Raw genomic sequence first — 16,269 nt, 5'->3', positions numbered from 1 at the left:
CGCCCCCGCCGCCGCCGCGACATCCGCCCCCGCCGCCCCGGACGCCGCCGACTCGGTGAGTGACGCCGCAGGGGTGTCACTCGCGGTGCTCCTGGACTGGGCGCTGGACGGTCTCGCCGCCGTCGGCGCGCTCGTCGTGCGGGACGGCGCGAAAACCGGCGTGCCCGCCGAACGTGAAGCGCTGCTCACCCCCCTCGGCAACTGGTCGGTCTGGGTCAAGCTGGAACAGATCTGCGTCGCCGCGCAGAGCCCGGCGGGCAACATCGAGCAGTCCGCCGAGGCGATGCTGCGCGGCTGCGCCCGGCTGACCCCGGGCCCGGCACGCGCCGAATACCGTGCCTGGCTGGCCGCCCGGTCCGCGGGCAGCGCGGTCGAGGAGCTGCTCGACGTGGCCCGCGGCGAGGACGCGCTGCTGCGCGGCCTGGCCTTCGAGGCGCTGCGCGCCGTCGGCGCCCCGGCGGAGCCCGCCGTGCGCGCCGCCGCCGACGAGCCGGGCCTGCGGCCGTACGCCCTGCTCTGGCTGGTCGAGCACGAGGGCGGCGACCCGGAGACCGCGCCGGACGTGCTCACCCGCGAGGAGTCCACCTGGCTGTGGGTGGACACCGCCGCGGCCGTCGCCGACCACGGCGAGAGCCAGCTGCTGGTCCGCCACCTCGAATCGGCCGTCCAGGGCTCGGTCCCGCGCCTGCTGGAGGAGGTACGGGCCGTCGGCCACCCGCGCACCGTGCAGGTCCTGGTCGCGCTGGCCGCCGCCCACCCCGACCCGGCCCTCGCCAAGGCCGTACGGCGAGCCGCCTTCCAGGTCCACACGGGCGGCGCCTGACGCTCCCGGCGCGGGCGGCGGACCCGGTCGCGGAGTCCGGCGCCCGCCCGTCAGCCCTGCGGCAGCGCCGGCGCGTACGTCCCGAAGGTCCAGAGGTTGCCCTCCAGATCGCGGGCCGTGTACTCACGGGAGCCGTAGTCCTGGTCCGTGAGCGGCAGGACTATCTCCACCCCGGCCCGCTCGGCCCGCCGGTGGTGCGCGTCCGGGTCCGCGACGGTCGTGTACACGCCGATCGGGCCGCCGTCTCCCAGCGCCTCTTCGTACGGCCCGCCGATGCCCTTCGAGCCCAGCATCACCACGCCGTTCCCGAAAGCCAGCTCGGCGTGCAGCACCGTGCCGTCCTCGCTCTCGTACAGCGCGCTCCGCGTGAAGCCGAAGGCTTCCGTGAGCTGCTTGATCGCCGCTTTCGCGTCGCGGTAGTGCAGTGTCGGACAGAACGTGGGCGTCCCCGCCGCCACATCGGTCATGACGATCACCTTTCCTGCCTGTGATCAGAGTCCGCGGGCCCCGCTCCGAGACCCACATCACAGTCTGGCACCGGGGTCTGACAACGCCCTCCGGACGCCCTCCGGACGCTCTCCGAACGCCCTCCGGCCCCCTTCTGACCAGCGCGGAAGCCGCAAGGCGCACGATCTTCCGGGCCCCGGCCGGCCGACCGGCTCGCTCAGCGGAACGTGTCGCAGTGCGCCATGCTCCCCGTACGGAACCCGGCCGAGAACCACCGCTGCCGCTGCGCCGAGGACCCGTGCGTCCAGCTCTCCGGCGTGACCCGGCCCTGGAAACGCTCCTGGATCCGGTCGTCGCCGACCGCGGCCGCCGCGTCGAGGCCGTCGCGTACATCCGCCTCGGTGAGGCTGGTGATCAGTGGCCGCCCGGTGGACTCCTGGGGCGTGTCGGTCGCGTGCCGGGCCCATACCCCGGCGTAGCAGTCGGCCTGGAGCTCGACCCTGACCGCGTTGCTGTCCGCGCCCGGCCGGCCGGCCTGGGAGCGGTGCAGCGTGCCCGTCAGGTTCTGGACGTGGTGGCCGTATTCGTGCGCCACGACGTACGCCTGCGCGAACGGCCCGCCGCTGGAGCCGAACTTCGTGCGCAGCTCCCGGAAGAAGTCCAGGTCCAGATAGACCTTGCGGTCGCCGGGGCAGTAGAACGGCCCGACCGCCGAGGTCGCGGACCCGCACGCGGTGTCCGCGCGGCCGGTGAACAGGACCGTCGGCGCCCGCTCGTACGCGGCGCCGCGCCGCCGGAACTCCTGCTGCCAGAAGGACTGCGCGCTGTTGACGACGGCCACGGTCCGGCAGTCCTCGCGGCGGTTGGCGTCCTGCCCGGTCCGGCACCGCTCCTGGACCCGCTCGGCGGAGGAGGCGCCGGGCTCCGGTGACGGATCCGTGCCGGTCAGGCCCAGCTCGTTCGGCCCGATGCCGAAGAACAGCCCGGCCACCAGCGCGATCAGGCCGGCCAGCCCCCCGCCGAGCGTGGCCCGCCCGCCGGGCAGCCGGCTGCCGCGCCGGTCCTGGACCTGCGAGGTGTCCAGTCCGGCGTCGTCGTCGAACTGCATGGCCGCACCGCCCTCCGCCGCTCCGCCCCGTACGGGCGCACACCCTCCGCACCCCTTATCCAGCCGCGCCCGCCCGCCCACCGCGACCCCGGACGGCCGAACGGGCGAGCGCGGACGGGCACGGTCCACCCCTCCGCACAGCGGCCTCGCCGGCGGCCCGGAAAAACTGGTTGCACGTCACCGTTAGACTGCTCCGTATGGCAATTCTCCTCGCGCATTAGACGGCGTCGGCGCGCCGTCCGGGCCGCCCGTCCGCACCGGCCCTGCCGTGCGGGGCGCGCGCCGCCGCGCGGCTGTGATCATCCCCGTCCCTTCCGCTGTCCTTACCTGCCCAGGAGTCTTCCCCGTGATCACCGCCTCCGGCCTGGAGCTGCGCGCCGGCGCCCGTGTCCTGATCGAGTCCGCTTCGTTCCGCATCGCCAAGGGCGACCGGATCGGCCTGGTCGGCCGCAACGGCGCGGGCAAGACGACCCTGACCAAGGTCCTGGCGGGCGAGGGCATCCCGGCCGCCGGCACGGTCACCCGCTCCGGCGAGGTCGGCTACCTGCCGCAGGACCCGCGCACCGGCGACCTGGACGTGCTCGCCCGCGACCGCATCCTGTCCGCCCGCGGCCTGGACGAGGTCCTGCGCAAGATGCGCGAGAACGAGGACCGGATGTCCAACGGCAAGGGCGCCACCCGCGAGAAGGCGATGAAGAAGTACGAGCGCCTGGAGACGGAGTTCCTGACCAAGGGCGGGTACGCGGCCGAGGCGGAGGCCGCGACCATCGCCGCCAGCCTGGGCCTGCCGGACCGCATCCTCGGCCAGCCCCTGCACACCCTCTCCGGCGGTCAGCGGCGCCGCGTCGAGCTGGCCCGCATCCTCTTCTCGGACTCCGACACCCTGCTCCTGGACGAGCCGACCAACCACCTCGACGCCGACTCGATCGTCTGGCTGCGCGACTACCTGAAGACCTACCGCGGCGGCTTCATCGTGATCTCCCACGACGTCGACCTGGTCGAGACCGTGGTCAACAAGGTCTTCTACCTGGACGCCAACCGGTCCCAGATCGACATCTACAACATGGGCTGGAAGCTGTACCAGCAGCAGCGCGAGGCCGACGAGAAGCGCCGCAAGCGCGAGCGCGCCAACGCCGAGAAGAAGGCCGCCGCGCTGCATTCGCAGGCCGACAAGATGCGCGCCAAGGCCACCAAGACCGTCGCCGCCCAGAACATGGCCAAGCGCGCCGACAAGCTCCTCGCGGGCCTGGAAGAGGTACGCGCCTCCGACAAGGTCGCCAAGCTGCGCTTCCCGGACCCCGCGCCCTGCGGCAAGACCCCGCTCACCGCCGAGGGTCTGTCCAAGTCGTACGGTTCGCTGGAGATCTTCACCGACGTCGACCTGGCCGTCGACAAGGGCTCCCGGGTCGTCATCCTCGGCCTGAACGGCGCGGGCAAGACGACGCTGCTGCGCCTGCTGGCGGGTGTGGAGACGCCGGACACCGGCGAGGTGCGCCCCGGGCACGGCCTGAAGCTGGGCTACTACGCGCAGGAGCACGAGACGCTGGACCCGGACCGCACGGTCCTGGAGAACATGCGCTCGGCCGCGCCGGACATGGACCTGGTCGACATCCGCAAGACGCTCGGCTCGTTCCTCTTCTCCGGCGACGACGTCGACAAGCCCGCGGGCGTGCTCTCCGGCGGCGAGAAGACCCGGCTGGCGCTGGCCACCCTGGTCGTCTCCTCCGCCAACGTGCTGCTCCTGGACGAGCCGACGAACAACCTCGACCCGGCCAGCCGCGAGGAGATCCTCGGCGCGCTGCACACCTTCACCGGCGCGGTGGTGCTGGTCTCCCACGACGAGGGCGCGGTCGACGCGCTCCAGCCGGAGCGCATCATCCTGCTCCCGGACGGCGTCGAGGACCTGTGGGGCCAGGACTACGCGGACCTGGTCGCGCTGGCCTGAGCCGGCGGTGGTCCCGGCCCCGGAGGCGGTCCGGGGCGGGAGGGATCAAGGACGTCTGGATCATTCGGCCGACGGGTGATCCATCATCTGAGTGAGAACGGCTCGTACATCGGCGAGCCTCCCCGTGACGGCCGGGCCCCCTGGGCCCGGCCGTCATCATGTCGTACCACCCCCCTCTGACCTGCTTGTTCGCGAAAAATTCCGCTGTCCGACCCTTTCAATTCCGAGCGGAACCCCTAATTCCAAGGGTCAATGCGGCGCCTCAAGCGCCAAAGGAAGTGCCACGGACCTTGCTGAATGGGTGGCCAGGAAGGCCGCGAGGGGTGATCATGAGAAGTCCAGAGCGCACTTCCCACGAGGAGGCACGGGTGGCCGAGACTCTGAAGAAGGGCAGCCGGGTGACCGGCGCCGCGCGCGAGAAGCTCGCGGCAGACCTGAAGAAGAAGTACGACTCCGGAGCGAGCATCCGGGCGCTGGCCGAAGAGACCGGCCGCTCCTACGGGTTCGTGCACCGGATGCTCAGCGAATCCGGTGTGACCCTGCGTGGTCGTGGCGGAGCCACCAGGGGCAAGAAGGCCGCCTCGGCCTGACCGAGGCGGTCGCTCCGGGAGCCACGGTGCCACCCGGTCGGTCGAGCAGGCGACCGGGTGGTTACTGTTCAGTCACTTAGGCACGCAAGTGCGGTCGGCTGACTCGGAGGCGCCCCATGACTCTGCTCGACAAGGACGGTGTGCGGCTCACCGTGGACGACGTGATCGCCACGGTGACCCTCGCCGGACCGGCCAAGCGCAACGCACAGTCGCCCGCCATGTGGCGGGCGCTGGCCGAGGCCGGAACACTGCTGCCGGGCACCGTCCGGATCGTGGTGCTGCGCGGTGAGGGCAAGTCCTTCTCCGCCGGACTGGACCGGCAGGCGTTCACGCCCGAAGGCTTCGACGGCGAGCCGTCGTTCCTGGACATGGCGCGTGGTACGGACAGTGAACTGGACGCCACGATCGCCGAGTACCAGGAAGCGTTCACCTGGTGGCGGCGTACCGACCTGGTGTCGATAGCCGCCGTCCAGGGCCATGCGATCGGCGCGGGCTTCCAGCTCGCGCTCGCCTGCGACCTGCGGGTGTGCGCCGACGACGCGCAGTTCGCCATGCGCGAGACCAGCCTGGGGCTGGTGCCGGACCTGACCGGCACCCACCCCCTGGTCTCGCTCGTCGGCTACGCCCGCGCCCTGGAGATCTGCGCCACCGGCCGCTATGTGCACGCCGACGAGGCCGAGCGCATCGGCCTGGCCAACCTCGTCGTGCCCGCCGCCGACCTGGAGGGCGCCGTCGCGGACCTGGCGGCGGCCCTCGTCGCCGCGCCGCGCGACGCCGTCATCGAGACCAAGGCCCTGCTGGCGGGCGCCGTTTCCCGTACATACGAGGAGCAGCGGGCCGCCGAACGGGCCGCGCAGGCGCGCCGGCTGCGGGACCTGGCGGGGCTGGGCGAGTAACCCCGTACGAGTAACCCCGTACGAGTAACCCCGTACGAGCAACCCCGTACCGCAACGCTCAGGAGGCGGCGGACGGTTCGAGCGCCGCGACGAGCACCGCCACCGTGGGCCGCTCCCCGTCCGCCGCCTCCTCGACCGCGCCGCGCACCGCCCGCGCCACGTCCAGCGCCCGCCGGTCCGCCGCGACGGCCAGCTGCACCAGTACGTGACCGTCCTCGTACCGCACCGGCCGGGACAGCGCGCCCAGCGCCGGTACGAGCCGGACGACGCCGGGCACCCGCAGCACCGCCGCCTCCAGGGGATCAGCGCCTTCAGCCGTCGCTCCGGCCGGGCCCGGCACCGTATCAACGGGCTCGGGCCCACCGCCCCCGCCAGGAGTCTCGTCCTCGTCCAGAAGATCGGTGGCCCGCAGGTCCACGGCCGACACCTCCAGGCCCAGCCGCTCCGCGCCGCACGTCAGCAGCGCCTCCCGCAGCAGGCCGGCGGAGGCCGGGACCGGCCGGCCGGCCGTGGCCGCGAAGTCCGCCTCGATCCGCAGCGGCCCCGGCGGCAGCGCGCTCGGCGGTGCCGGAACCGCCGGTTCCGGCGCGGCGTCGGGCTCCGCCAGGGACAGCCGTACCGTACCGACGCGGAGCCCGGGCAGCGCGTCGCCGGCCTTCCGCAGCACACCCGCGGCGGGCCGTTCGGCGATCCACGCGCCGTCCGCCGGGCCGCCGAGCGGCAGCAGCCGCCCCAGCCCGAGCTGTTGCCGTACCGCCGTCACCAACTGGTCACCGGCCACCGGCCGTCACCTCTTTCCCGAACCGTGCTTCCACCTTGCCGCACTCCCGCCGGTGCGGCAGGAGCACGTACGCGAATGGCCGCAACCGGTGCACCCGGCTGCCGCATCCCTGGAGCGGCCCGGGGGAAGCGGACTTACTGTAAGAAACGGAGCGGCTTAGAGCTCCGCCCCTCCGGAAAGGGACGATCGGCGATGACCGAGAGCGCACAAGGTAACCGGCCCGAGCCGCGGACCGGAGACTCGCAGGGCAGGACGCTGGGAGCCAAGCGCGGCGGCGGTGACCCCGCGACCCGCGGGCGCACCACCATCGCGGACGGCGTCGTGGAGAAGATCGCCGGGATGGCCGCCCGGGACGTGGTGGGCGTACACGCCATGGGCAGTGGCTTCGCCCGCACCCTCGGCGCGGTGCGCGACCGGGTGCCCGGCGGCAGCAAGTCGGTGACCCGCGGCGTCAAGGCCGAGGTCGGTGAGGTGCAGACCGCGCTCGACCTGGAGATCGTCGTCGAGTACGGCGTCTCCATCGCGGACCTCGCCAGGGCCGTACGCGAGAACGTCATCTCCGCCGTCGAGCGGATGACGGGCCTGGAGGTCGTCGAGGTCAACATCGCGGTGAGCGATGTGAAACTGCCCGACGACGAGGAGGACGAGGGCGACGAGGAGCCGCGTCTCCAGTAGAGCGGGGGCTGGTTTCCAGACAAGTGCGCCGGGGCTTCGCTCCGCAGGGCCCGGCCGGGGTGGTAGCGAAGGGAAGCGCGTAGATGAGCATGGCCGTAGCCGGTCTGTTGGCCGGAATGGCGCTGGGCTTCGCCGGATACTTCGGCGGCTTCGGGGCCTTTGTCCTGGTGGCGGCGCTGGGCGCCATCGGATTCATCGTCGGAAGGTTCGTGGACGGCGATCTGGAACCGGGAGAGTTCTTCCGTACCCGTACGGGCGACCGCGACGACCGGCGGAGGTGACGCCCGGTGGCGACCGTGTCCGCCGCGTGCGCGGCCCCCGGCGCCGCGCCCCCGGCCGTACCGGCCGGTGAACGGGGCGCCACGAAGATCGCGGACCGGGTCGTGGCCAAGATCGCGGCACAGGCCGCGCGCGAAGCGCTGCGCGACGCCTCCGCCGTCCGTACCGACGCGCACGCCTCGGTGTCGGTGCGCCGCCGCGAAGGGCACCAGGACTTCGGCGAGGCGCGGGTACGGGTGGCCGTCGAGCTGGGCTATCCGTCCGACATCGGCGCCCAGTGCGGCGCGGTACGCCGCCAGGTGACCCAGCGGGTACGCGAACTGGCCGGGATGTCGGTGCCCGAGGTCGCCGTGCAGATCGAGCGGCTGCACGCGCCCCAGCTGGAGCGCAGCGGCCGGGGGAGGGTGCGATGAGCGACGACGACCCCGACCTGCGGCAGACCCGGCGGCCGCCCACCCTGGAGAAGTCCGCGGGCGCCACGGCGGACGGGGCGGCCGGCACGGACGGGCGGCCCCCGCCCGAGGAGACCGACGGTGGCGGCCGGGCCCGGCGCTTCTGGGCGGCCCGCCGGGTGCCGGCCGCGCTGGTCGCGCTTGTGGTGCTGGGCGCCGCGGGCCTGCTGCTGTACGACGTGGCCGCGGTACGCGCCGACCGGCCCGCGATGGCCTGGCGCAAGCGCCTCGCCGAGGAGCTGGCGTCCCGTCACCTGGACGACGTGTGGGTCCTCGCGGGCGCCGCCGTGGCCGTGGCCCTCGGCCTGTGGCTGCTGCTGCTCGCGCTGACGCCCGGCCTGCGCGCCGTGCTGCCGATGCGGCGTTCCACACCGGACGTACGCAGCGGCCTGGACCGCGCGGCGGCGGCGCTGGTCCTGCGCGACCGGGCCATGGAGGTGCCGGGCGTGCAGTCCGTACGGGTCGCGGTCGGCCGCCGCAGGGCCAAGGCGCGCGCGGTCTCGCACTTCCGCGAACTGGACGAGGTACGGGGCGACCTGGACACGGCGCTCGGCGACGGACTGCGGCAGCTGGGCCTGGCCCGGCGGCTCGCGCTGTCCGTACGGGTGCGCCGGTCCGCGAAGAGGTGAGCACGGCGATGCGCAAGGTCTCACGAACGGTCAACCGGGTGCTGCTGGCCCTGACCGGCCTGGTCCTGATCGGCGTCGGCGGCACGGTGCTGTTCGGCGGCCTCGACCTGCCGCGCAAGTGGAGCTTCGGCATGCCGTCCGGCTGGCGCTGGTCCCGGCCCGACGACGTGCTGCTGCGCGACGAGGACCGGACGCGCTGGGCGGACAGCGGCTGGTGGTGGCCGGTGGTCATCGCGGTGCTGGCGGTGCTGGTCCTGCTGGCGCTGTGGTGGCTGCTGTCCCAGTTCCGGCGGCACCGGCTGGGCGAGGTCCTCGTGGACAGCGGCGACGGCGAGGGCGCCCAGCTGCGCGGCCGGGCCATGGAGAGCGTCCTGACCGCCGAGACCGAGACACTGGACGGGGTGGACCGGGCCCGGGTGACACTGACCGGCCGGCGCACGGAACCCCGCCTGCGCGCCGGCCTGGCCCTCGCCCCGCACGCGAACCCCTGCGCGGTGGTCGCCCGCCTCTCATCGGAGACGATTGCCCACGCGCGCACCTCGGCCGGGCTGGAGAAGCTGCCGGCCGAGGTACGGCTGCGGGCGGTGAAGCATCGGGCGGAGCGGGTGAGTTAGGCGGGGTGCGCGAGCGTGCTCATCGTTGATGGCGGCCAGCAGCCTGGCCTGCTCGGCCTTGAGCCTGGTGAAACCTTCTTCCGCGAAGCCCCGGCGCCCGGACTCAGAACCCCCGCCGAGCCCCACCATCCACCGGCACCATCACCCCGGTGACATAGGACGCCGCCGGCGACAGCAGGAACGCCGTGGTGCGGCCGAATTCCTCCGGTTCGCCGTAGCGGCGCAGCGGGATCGTTTCGCTGTTGCGGGTGCGGGCCTCCTCGGGGTTGCCGGACAGTGCGTCCAGCTGCGTCAGCCGGTCCGTGGCGATGCGGCCCGGCAGGACGCCGAAGACGCGGATGCCGCGTGGGCCCAGTTCGTCGGCGAGCGCCTTGGCGTAGCCCGCGAGGCCCGGGCGCAGGCCGTTGGAGATGGCCAGGCCGTTGACCGGCTCGTAGACGGAGCTGGACAGGACGAAGCCGATCGCGCCGCCGTCGCCGAGGGCGGCGGACGCCGTGCGGGCGAGCCGGACCGCGCCGAGGAAGACCGACTCGAACGCGGCCTGCCACTGCTCGTCGGTGTTGTCGGTGGGCATGCCCGGCGGCGGGCCGCCGACGCTGACGAGGATGCCGTCGAGGCGGCCGAAGCGCTCGCGGGCCGTGTCGACCAGGCGCGCGGCGGCGTCCGGGTCGGCGTTGTCGGCGGCGACGCCGTGCGCCCGCTCGCCGAGCGAGGCCGCGGCGGTCCGCGCGCTGTCCGCGTCGCGCCCGCTGATGACGACGTTCGCCCCGTCGGCGACCAGTTCCCGCGCGGTGGCGAAGCCCAGGCCGCGGGTGGCGCCGGTGACGATGTAGGTCCGGTCGGTGAGTCCTAGATCCATGGGGGTCAGTCTGCCCCGTCGCACCCGAACATGGTGAAGGCGGTGCCGATGAGGCCGACGTGGCTGAACGCCTGGGGAAAGTTGCCCAACTGGCGGCCGCTGACCGGGTCGTACTCCTCGGCCAGCAGGCCCAGTTCGTTGGGCAGCCGCAGCAGCCGGTCGAACAGCTTCCGCGCCTCCTCCCGCCGCCCGGTCAGATGCAGCGCCTCGGCGAGCCAGAACGAGCAGACCAGGAAGGTGCCCTCGCTGCCCGGCAGCCCGTCCACGGCGTTGCCGTCGGTGCTGTACCGCCGTATCAGGCCCTCGTGCGCCAGCTCCGTGCGGACCGCGTCGACCGTGCCGACGACCCGTGGATCGTCGGCGGGCAGGAAACCGAGGCGCGGGATCAGCAGCGTCGAGGCGTCCAGCTGCTGGGAGCCGTAGGACTGGGTGAAGGTGTTGCGTTCGGGGTCGTAGCCCTTCTCGCACACCTCGCGGTGCACCGCGTCGCGCATGGTGCGCCAGCGGTCCACGTCCCCCTCCAGGTCCGGGTGGGTCTCCACCGCCTTGAGGGCGCGGTCCGCGGCGACCCACGCCATGATCTTGGAGTGGACGAAGTGCCGGCGGGGCCCGCGCACCTCCCACAGCCCCTCGTCCGGCTCGCGCCAGTGGGACTCCAGGAAGTCCAGCAGCGAGCGCTGGATGTTCCAGGTGTGCGGCTTGGACGGCAGGCCCGCGACGCGCGCGATATGGAAGGAGTCCAGCACCCCGCCGTAGACGTCGAGCTGCCGCTGTTCGACGGCGGCGTTGCCGATGCGTACGGGCTTGGACCCGGCGTAGCCGCCGAGCCAGGGCAGCTCGGTCTCCGGCAGCCGCCGCTCGCCGCCGAGGCCGTACATGATCTGGAGGTCGGCCGGGTTGCCCGCCACCGCGCGCAGCAGCCAGTCCCGCCAGGCCGCGGCCTCTTCGGTGTACCCGGCGGTGACCAGCGCGTTCAGGGTGAGGGTGGAGTCGCGCAGCCAGCAGAAGCGGTAGTCCCAGTTGCGTACGCCGCCCAGTTCCTCCGGCAGCGAGGTGGTGGGCGCGGCGACGATGCCGCCGGTGGGCGCGAAGGTCAGCGCCTTGAGGGTGATCAGCGAGCGCAGCACCTCGGCGCGGTACGGGCCGTCGTAGCGGCAGTGCGCCGCCCACGCCCGCCAGTCCTCCAGGGTGTGCTCCAGCGCCTCGTACGGGTCGATCTCGTCCGGGCGCGGCTCGTGCGAGGGGTGCCAGGTCAGGATGAACGCGACCCGCTCGCCGGCCGCGACGGTGAAGTCCGAGCGGGTGCTGAACCCCTGCCCGTACGTCTCGACATCGGGTTCGGTGCGCAGCCACGCGGAGTCGGGCCCGGCCACCGCGACACGGCACCGGCCGACGTGGCGCACCCAGGGGACGACCAGGCCGTAATCGAAGCGCAGCCGCAGCACTCCCTGCATGGCGACTTCGCCCTCCAGGCCCTCCACGATGCGCACGATGTCGGGTGCGCGGTCGCGCTGCGGCATGAAGTCGGTGACCCGCACCGAGCCGGTGCCGGTGTGCCAGACGGTGTCCAGGACGAGGGAGTCGTCGCGGTAGGAGCGCTCGGACCGGGCGTCGGAGGCGGCCGGGGCGAGCAGCCAGTGCCCGTTCTCCCGGTCGCCGAGCAGGGCCGCGAAGCAGGCGGCGGAGTCGAAGTGCGGCAGGCATAGCCAGTCGACCGAGCCGTCCCGGCCGATCAGGGCGGCGGTCTGCAGGTCACCGATGAGCGCGTGGTCCTCGATGGGTGCGTGCACGCGGTGCCCCTTCCGCCAGCGGCTATTCGCTTCCGGCGACTGTACGGGGCAGGGGCTCGGCGGGGGTGGATTCGCCGGAGGCGGTGTCCGCCGCGGCGGGCGTGCCTTCGTCCGTGGCTCCGGCCGCGCCGTCCGCGGGGCTGGCCGGGCTGGTGGGGCTGTCCGGGCTGGTCGGGCTCGTGGGGCTGGTGGGGCTCGCGGCGGCGGCCAGCCGGTCCCGGCGCTCCCTGCGGACCAGGACGAACCAGCCCACGGGCACCCCGGCGGCGAACAGCCACCACTGGATCGCGTAGGCCATGTGCGGGCCGATGCTGTCGTGATCCGGCTCGGGGACCGGCTCCGGCTTGCCGCCGGGGGGCTTCGGCGCGGTCTGCTCGATGTAGCCGCCGAGGACCGGGCGGCCCAGTGCCTTCGCCTGCTGCTCGCTGTTGATCAGCATGACCTGGCGCTCGGGCAGGCCCGGCTTGTCCTTGATCCCACTGTTCCCGGTGGTCTCGTCCGCCATCATCCGGCCGGTCACGGTGACCTTGCCGGTGGGCGCCGCGGGCACGTCGGGGAAGCGGGTGAGGTCGTTGCCGGAGGCGATCCAGCCGCGGTTGACCAGGACGGTGGCGCCCTTGCGCGGCCCCTGGTCCAGGACCAGCGGGGTCAGTACGTAGTAGCCGATGGTCTGCTCGTCGGCGGCGGTGCGCTGGCGGACCACGACCTCGTGCTTCGTGTCGTACGTGCCGGTGGCGGTCACCCGGCGCCACATGTCGTCGCGGGGGAGCGGCCGGCCGGGCGCGGTCAGGTCGGTGACCGGTACCGGGGTGGCGGCCAGGCTGTCCGCGATGTGCTGGTTCTGCGCCACCCGGTGTTCATGGCGGTGGAACTGCCAGAAACCCAGCTTGATCATCACTGGGATCAGGACGAGGCCCACGAGGGTGAGGATCACCCACTGCCGGGACAACAGGAAGCGGTACACCCCACGAAGGTACAACCAGGGCATCCGGCGCCCCGGCGGCGGGGTCGGCCTCAGACCCGGTCGACGATGCCCACCTGCCCCTCGGCGCGGGCGCAGTGGGCGCCGCAGAACCACCGGCCGCCGGCCTCCACGCCCTGGCCGATGATCTGGCACCGGCAGTGCTCGCAGATCGGCGCCATGCGGTGGATGGCGCAGGAGAAGCAGTCGAAGACGTGGACGGCTCCCTGGGCATGGACTTCGAACGTCATGCCGTATTCGTTTCCGCAGACCTCACAACGTGCCATGCGCCACAGGGTGCGGGTGGGGCGGGCGGCGGGGCGAGCCTGCCGCAGGCGTGTTGTGGGGCTTCACCCGGACGCAGGCGCCGGGGCCACGTCCTGGAGGAGCTGCATGAAGGCGGCCTCGTCGATGACCGGGGTGCCGTAGGCGGTGGCCTTGGCGGTCTTGGACGTACGCGATTCGGGGTCGTTGGTGACCAGCAGGCTCGTCAGCCGGGAGACGCTGGTGGCCACGTGCAGCCCGGCCTCGGTGGCGCGGTCCTCCAGCAGCTCGCGGTCGACGGAGGTGTCACCGGAGAACGCCACGCGCATGCCCTGCACCAGGCGGCCGCCCGGCTCGTACCGGCCGGGGTTCGGATACGGGCAGGCGGGCCGCTTGCGCGACGGGCGCCAGCTGGTGGGGCGGTACGCGGAGGAGGAGGGGCGCTGCCGGGGCGCCGGGCCGTCCGCCCACTCCGTGAGCGGCTGGCAGGCCAGCAGCGGCAGGCGCAGATTGGCCTGCGCGGCCAGCCGCAGGCTGGGGCGGAACGCCTCCGCCAGCACCCGGGCGTCGTCGAGGGCGTGGTGGGCGTGCTCCTGCTTGACGCCGTAGTGCGCGGCGAGGGACTCCAGCTTGTGGTTGGGCAGCGGCAGGCGCAGCTCCTTGGAGAGCGCGATGGTGCACAGCCGCTGCCGTACGGGCGCCTCGGCCTCGGCGCGGGCGTACTCCCGGGCGATCATCGACCAGTCGAACATCGCGTTGTGCGCGACCAGGACGCGCCCTTCGAGCCGCCGGGACAGCTCGGGGACGATCTCGGGGAACAGCGGCGCGGCGGACAGCATGTCGCTCGTCAGACCGTGGATCCACACCGGCCCGGGGTCCCGCTGCGGGTTGACGAGGGTGTACCAGTGGTCCTCGACCTCGCCGTGGGTGTCCAGGCGGTAGACGGCCGCGGACACTATGCGGTCGTCGCGGGCCAGGCCGGTGGTCTCCACGTCGACGACCGCGTACCCCTTCGGATACGCGGCCGGCCAGGAGGCTGCCGCCTCCGGAGGGGACGGCTGCCGCCCGATCGCCGGGGTGATCGGGTGGGCTGCTGCCATGCGGTCTTCGAGCATGGTCACTGAGGATACGGGCCGCCACTGACAGCGCCACCGCCCTCCCCGTACCGGCCGGTGGTCCGGCGCGGCCCGCGGACGCACCGCCCCGCGCGGACGTGCGCGAACGGAGCGCGCCGGGCCGCCGGTTGGCCCACGATCGGGGGACGTGGTTACGCGGTAGCGTCCGGCCCCCTCCCGTGTCGGGTGCGCGGACCGGACCCGACTGCGGCCGCGCGGACCGGATCCGACTGTGTCATTACGTAACGAACGTCCGAATAGCGACGATACGGATGTGCCGCATCGGGCCCGCCGCTGACACCCCGTCTTACATACTTCTCGGTAACAACCCCTAGCGGGGCGCCCATCGGCGCCTTTATGGTGCCGACATGCCGCACCTGCCCGATGTCGTGCTGTGGTCCGTGCCCGCGTTCGTCGTGCTCACCGTCGTGGAGATGGTGAGCTACCGCCTCCATCCCGACGAGGACGCCGCCGGGTACGAGGCCAAGGACGCGGCGACGAGCGTGGGGATGGGGCTGGGCAGCCTGGTCTTCGACGCGCTGTGGAAGATCCCGATCGTGGCTGTCTACTCGGCCGTCTACACGGTGACGCCCCTGAGCGTGCCGGTCCTGTGGTGGACGCTGCCGCTGATGCTGCTCGCGCAGGACTTCTTCTACTACTGGTCGCACCGCGGCCACCACGTCATCCGCGTCCTGTGGGCATGCCATGTGGTGCACCACTCCAGCCGGAAGTTCAACTTCACCACCGCGCTGCGCCAGCCCTGGACGACCTGGACCGTCTGGCCGTTCTACCTGCCGATGATCGCGCTCGGCGTGCACCCGGCCGCGGTCGCGTTCTGCTCGTCGGCCAACCTCGTGTACCAGTTCTGGGTGCACACCGAGCGGGTCGGCAAGCTCCCCAGGCCCTTCGAGTACGTACTGAACACGCCCTCGCACCACCGGGTGCACCACGCCTCGCAGGGCGGCTACCTGGACCGCAACTTCGGCGGCATCCTCATCATCTGGGACCGGATGTTCGGCTCGTTCGTCCCGGAGACGGAGCGGCCGGTCTACGGGCTCACCAAGAACATCGACACCTTCAACCCGCTGCGCGTCGCCACCCACGAGTACGCGGCCATCGCCCGCGACGTACGGGCGGCACAGAGCTGGAGCGAGCGGGCGGGGCGGGTGTTCCGCGGGCCGGGGTGGCAGCCGGCACGGCCCGCCGGAGGGAAAGCGGCGGGGAAGGCCGAGGCGCCCGGGAAGGCCGAAGCGACTGGGAAGGCCGAAGCGACTGGGAAGGCCCCGAAGAACCTCGAACCCGCCGAGGAGCGCGTCGCGTGACGACCGCCGCGCGCACCGCGCGGGTCCTGCTCGGCGCCTTCGCCGTACTGACCCTCGTCCACCTCGCCGCCCTGCTCTCCGGCTCGATCACTGCCGCGCACCTGACCAAGCCCGCGCTGATGCCGGTGCTGGCCGCGTACGTACTGGCCGCCGGCGCGCCCCGGCTGCTCGCCGTCGCGCTGCTCTTCGGCTGCGGCGGCGACACCCTCCTCCAGACCGGCGACGACGCGCTGTTCCTGGTGGGCATGGGCTCCTTCGCCGCCGGACACGTCTGCTACCTGGTCCTCTTCGCCCGGCGCGGGGCATTCCCGGGCGGGCTGCGGCGCTGCGGTCCGCTGGCGGCGGTGTACGCGGCCGCCTGGCTCGGCTTCGTCGCGCTGCTGTGGCCGGACCTGGCCGGCGACCTGCGGCTGCCGGTCGCCGCATACAGCCTGCTGCTCACCGCGACGGCCTTCGCCGCCCTGCGGCCCGGGCCGTGGGCGACGCTCGGCGGCCTGCTCTTCCTGCTGTCCGACTCGCTGCTCGCCACTGGTCTCGCCCACTGGCAGCAGCCGCCCGCCGCCCAGTTCTGGGTGATGCTGACGTACACGGCGGCCCAGTACGCGCTGGCCGACGGCGTACGGCGGGCGTACGCGGGGCGCGAACGGACCCGGGGCGCCGGGTCCACCCGGGCGTACGGTGAGGTGCGTAGTACAACCGTCTGACCGCAAGGAACGTAC

At 73.1% G+C, this 16,269-nt stretch carries 17 protein-coding genes and 2 pseudogenes; 11 read left to right on the top strand and 8 right to left on the bottom strand.

The genetic code is table 11. The features are described from left to right. Nucleotides 1-823 (top strand): annotated as a pseudogene (locus IH45_RS0130930) (hypothetical protein); the annotation flags it as partial. A gap of 50 nt (nt 824-873) precedes the next feature. Here the strand turns inward: IH45_RS0130930 and IH45_RS0130925 are convergent. Together IH45_RS0130925 and ypfJ are read right to left on the bottom strand one after the other, a co-directional pair. Continuing rightward, entirely contained in the window at nt 874-1,290 is a 417-nt protein-coding gene (locus tag IH45_RS0130925) for a VOC family protein (RefSeq protein ID WP_030676003.1), read from the bottom strand. Nucleotides 1,291-1,487: 197 nt separating this feature from the next. Next, nucleotides 1,488-2,378: a KPN_02809 family neutral zinc metallopeptidase gene (gene ypfJ, locus IH45_RS0130920; RefSeq protein WP_030676000.1), complete on the bottom strand. Its 891-nt coding sequence runs from the start codon at nt 2,376-2,378 to the stop codon at nt 1,488-1,490. Between the two features lie 346 nt (nt 2,379-2,724). Between ypfJ and IH45_RS0130915 the strand changes: the two genes are divergently transcribed. The 3 genes from IH45_RS0130915 (at nt 2,725) to IH45_RS0130905 (ending at nt 5,809) form a co-directional block, all read left to right on the top strand. After that, on the top strand, nt 2,725-4,323 hold the full coding sequence (locus IH45_RS0130915) for an ABC-F family ATP-binding cassette domain-containing protein (RefSeq protein WP_030675998.1): 1,599 nt from the start codon (nt 2,725-2,727) through the stop codon (nt 4,321-4,323). 368 nt (nt 4,324-4,691) lie between these two features. Continuing rightward, nucleotides 4,692-4,913 (top strand): helix-turn-helix domain-containing protein, encoded by a 222-nt coding sequence (locus tag IH45_RS0130910; RefSeq protein ID WP_030021347.1) that lies wholly within the window; start codon nt 4,692-4,694, stop codon nt 4,911-4,913. 116 nt (nt 4,914-5,029) lie between these two features. Continuing rightward, entirely contained in the window at nt 5,030-5,809 is a 780-nt protein-coding gene (locus IH45_RS0130905) for an enoyl-CoA hydratase/isomerase family protein (RefSeq protein WP_030675996.1), read from the top strand. A 58-nt stretch (nt 5,810-5,867) separates the two neighbouring features. On the opposite strand, the gene IH45_RS0130900 is transcribed toward IH45_RS0130905, so the two are convergent. Continuing rightward, complete coding sequence (locus IH45_RS0130900) at nt 5,868-6,590, bottom strand: hypothetical protein (protein WP_030675994.1); 723 nt, start codon at nt 6,588-6,590, stop codon at nt 5,868-5,870. Nucleotides 6,591-6,782: 192 nt separating this feature from the next. Here IH45_RS0130900 and IH45_RS0130895 point away from each other — a divergent pair, with 192 nt between their 5' ends. The 5 genes from IH45_RS0130895 (at nt 6,783) to amaP (ending at nt 9,239) form a co-directional block, all read left to right on the top strand. Next, complete coding sequence (locus IH45_RS0130895) at nt 6,783-7,265, top strand: Asp23/Gls24 family envelope stress response protein (protein ID WP_030675992.1); 483 nt, start codon at nt 6,783-6,785, stop codon at nt 7,263-7,265. An 83-nt stretch (nt 7,266-7,348) separates the two neighbouring features. Further along, nucleotides 7,349-7,546, top strand: coding sequence for a hypothetical protein (locus IH45_RS0130890; RefSeq protein WP_030596717.1), 198 nt, complete (start codon nt 7,349-7,351; stop codon nt 7,544-7,546). Between the two features lie 6 nt (nt 7,547-7,552). After that, the gene (locus IH45_RS0130885) at nt 7,553-7,957 is read left to right on the top strand and encodes an Asp23/Gls24 family envelope stress response protein (RefSeq protein WP_030675990.1); all 405 of its coding nucleotides are present in this window, start codon (nt 7,553-7,555) and stop codon (nt 7,955-7,957) included. Beyond that, a complete protein-coding gene (locus IH45_RS0130880) occupies nt 7,954-8,625 on the top strand; it encodes a DUF6286 domain-containing protein (RefSeq protein WP_030675986.1) in 672 nt (223 codons plus the stop codon). The genes IH45_RS0130885 and IH45_RS0130880 overlap by 4 nt, the downstream gene beginning before the upstream one ends. An 8-nt stretch (nt 8,626-8,633) precedes the next feature. After that, nucleotides 8,634-9,239, top strand: a complete 606-nt coding sequence (amaP, locus tag IH45_RS0130875; protein ID WP_030675983.1) for an alkaline shock response membrane anchor protein AmaP — start codon at nt 8,634-8,636, stop codon at nt 9,237-9,239. 103 nt (nt 9,240-9,342) lie between these two features. Here the strand turns inward: amaP and IH45_RS0130870 are convergent, their stop codons facing one another. The 5 genes and pseudogenes from IH45_RS0130870 to IH45_RS0130850 form a co-directional block, all read right to left on the bottom strand. Beyond that, nucleotides 9,343-10,098 carry an SDR family oxidoreductase gene (locus IH45_RS0130870; RefSeq protein ID WP_030675979.1) on the bottom strand — a complete coding sequence of 252 codons (756 nt, stop codon included), beginning with the start codon at nt 10,096-10,098 and terminating at the stop codon, nt 9,343-9,345. Between the two features lie 5 nt (nt 10,099-10,103). Further along, nucleotides 10,104-12,209 carry a glycoside hydrolase family 15 protein gene (locus IH45_RS0130865; RefSeq protein WP_394298720.1) on the bottom strand — a complete coding sequence of 702 codons (2,106 nt, stop codon included), beginning with the start codon at nt 12,207-12,209 and terminating at the stop codon, nt 10,104-10,106. Beyond that, nucleotides 12,166-12,876, bottom strand: a pseudogene (locus IH45_RS1000000151120) (SURF1 family cytochrome oxidase biogenesis protein); the annotation flags it as partial. The pseudogene IH45_RS1000000151120 and the gene IH45_RS0130865, both read right to left, overlap by 44 nt. 26 nt (nt 12,877-12,902) lie before the next feature. After that, on the bottom strand, nt 12,903-13,136 hold the full coding sequence (locus IH45_RS0130855) for a hypothetical protein (protein WP_003984909.1): 234 nt from the start codon (nt 13,134-13,136) through the stop codon (nt 12,903-12,905). A gap of 63 nt (nt 13,137-13,199) precedes the next feature. Beyond that, nucleotides 13,200-14,228, bottom strand: a complete 1,029-nt coding sequence (locus tag IH45_RS0130850; protein ID WP_030675970.1) for a DEDDh family exonuclease — start codon at nt 14,226-14,228, stop codon at nt 13,200-13,202. Nucleotides 14,229-14,596: 368 nt separating this feature from the next. Between IH45_RS0130850 and IH45_RS0130845 the strand changes: the two genes are divergently transcribed. Both IH45_RS0130845 and IH45_RS0130840 read left to right on the top strand, forming a co-directional pair. Then, nucleotides 14,597-15,550, top strand: coding sequence for a sterol desaturase family protein (locus IH45_RS0130845; RefSeq protein WP_030675966.1), 954 nt, complete (start codon nt 14,597-14,599; stop codon nt 15,548-15,550). After that, nucleotides 15,547-16,254, top strand: a complete 708-nt coding sequence (locus IH45_RS0130840) for a lysoplasmalogenase (RefSeq protein ID WP_030675963.1) — start codon at nt 15,547-15,549, stop codon at nt 16,252-16,254. Before IH45_RS0130845 ends, IH45_RS0130840 begins: the two co-directional genes overlap by 4 nt. Nucleotides 16,255-16,269 lie beyond the last annotated feature (15 nt).

The sequence above is a fragment of the Streptomyces rimosus subsp. rimosus genome (assembly GCF_000720725.1).
In the GTDB taxonomy this organism is placed as follows: domain Bacteria; phylum Actinomycetota; class Actinomycetes; order Streptomycetales; family Streptomycetaceae; genus Streptomyces; species Streptomyces rimosus_A.
Note: the sequence above shows the minus strand (reverse complement) of the source record. Positions and strands in the feature narration are given on the sequence as shown.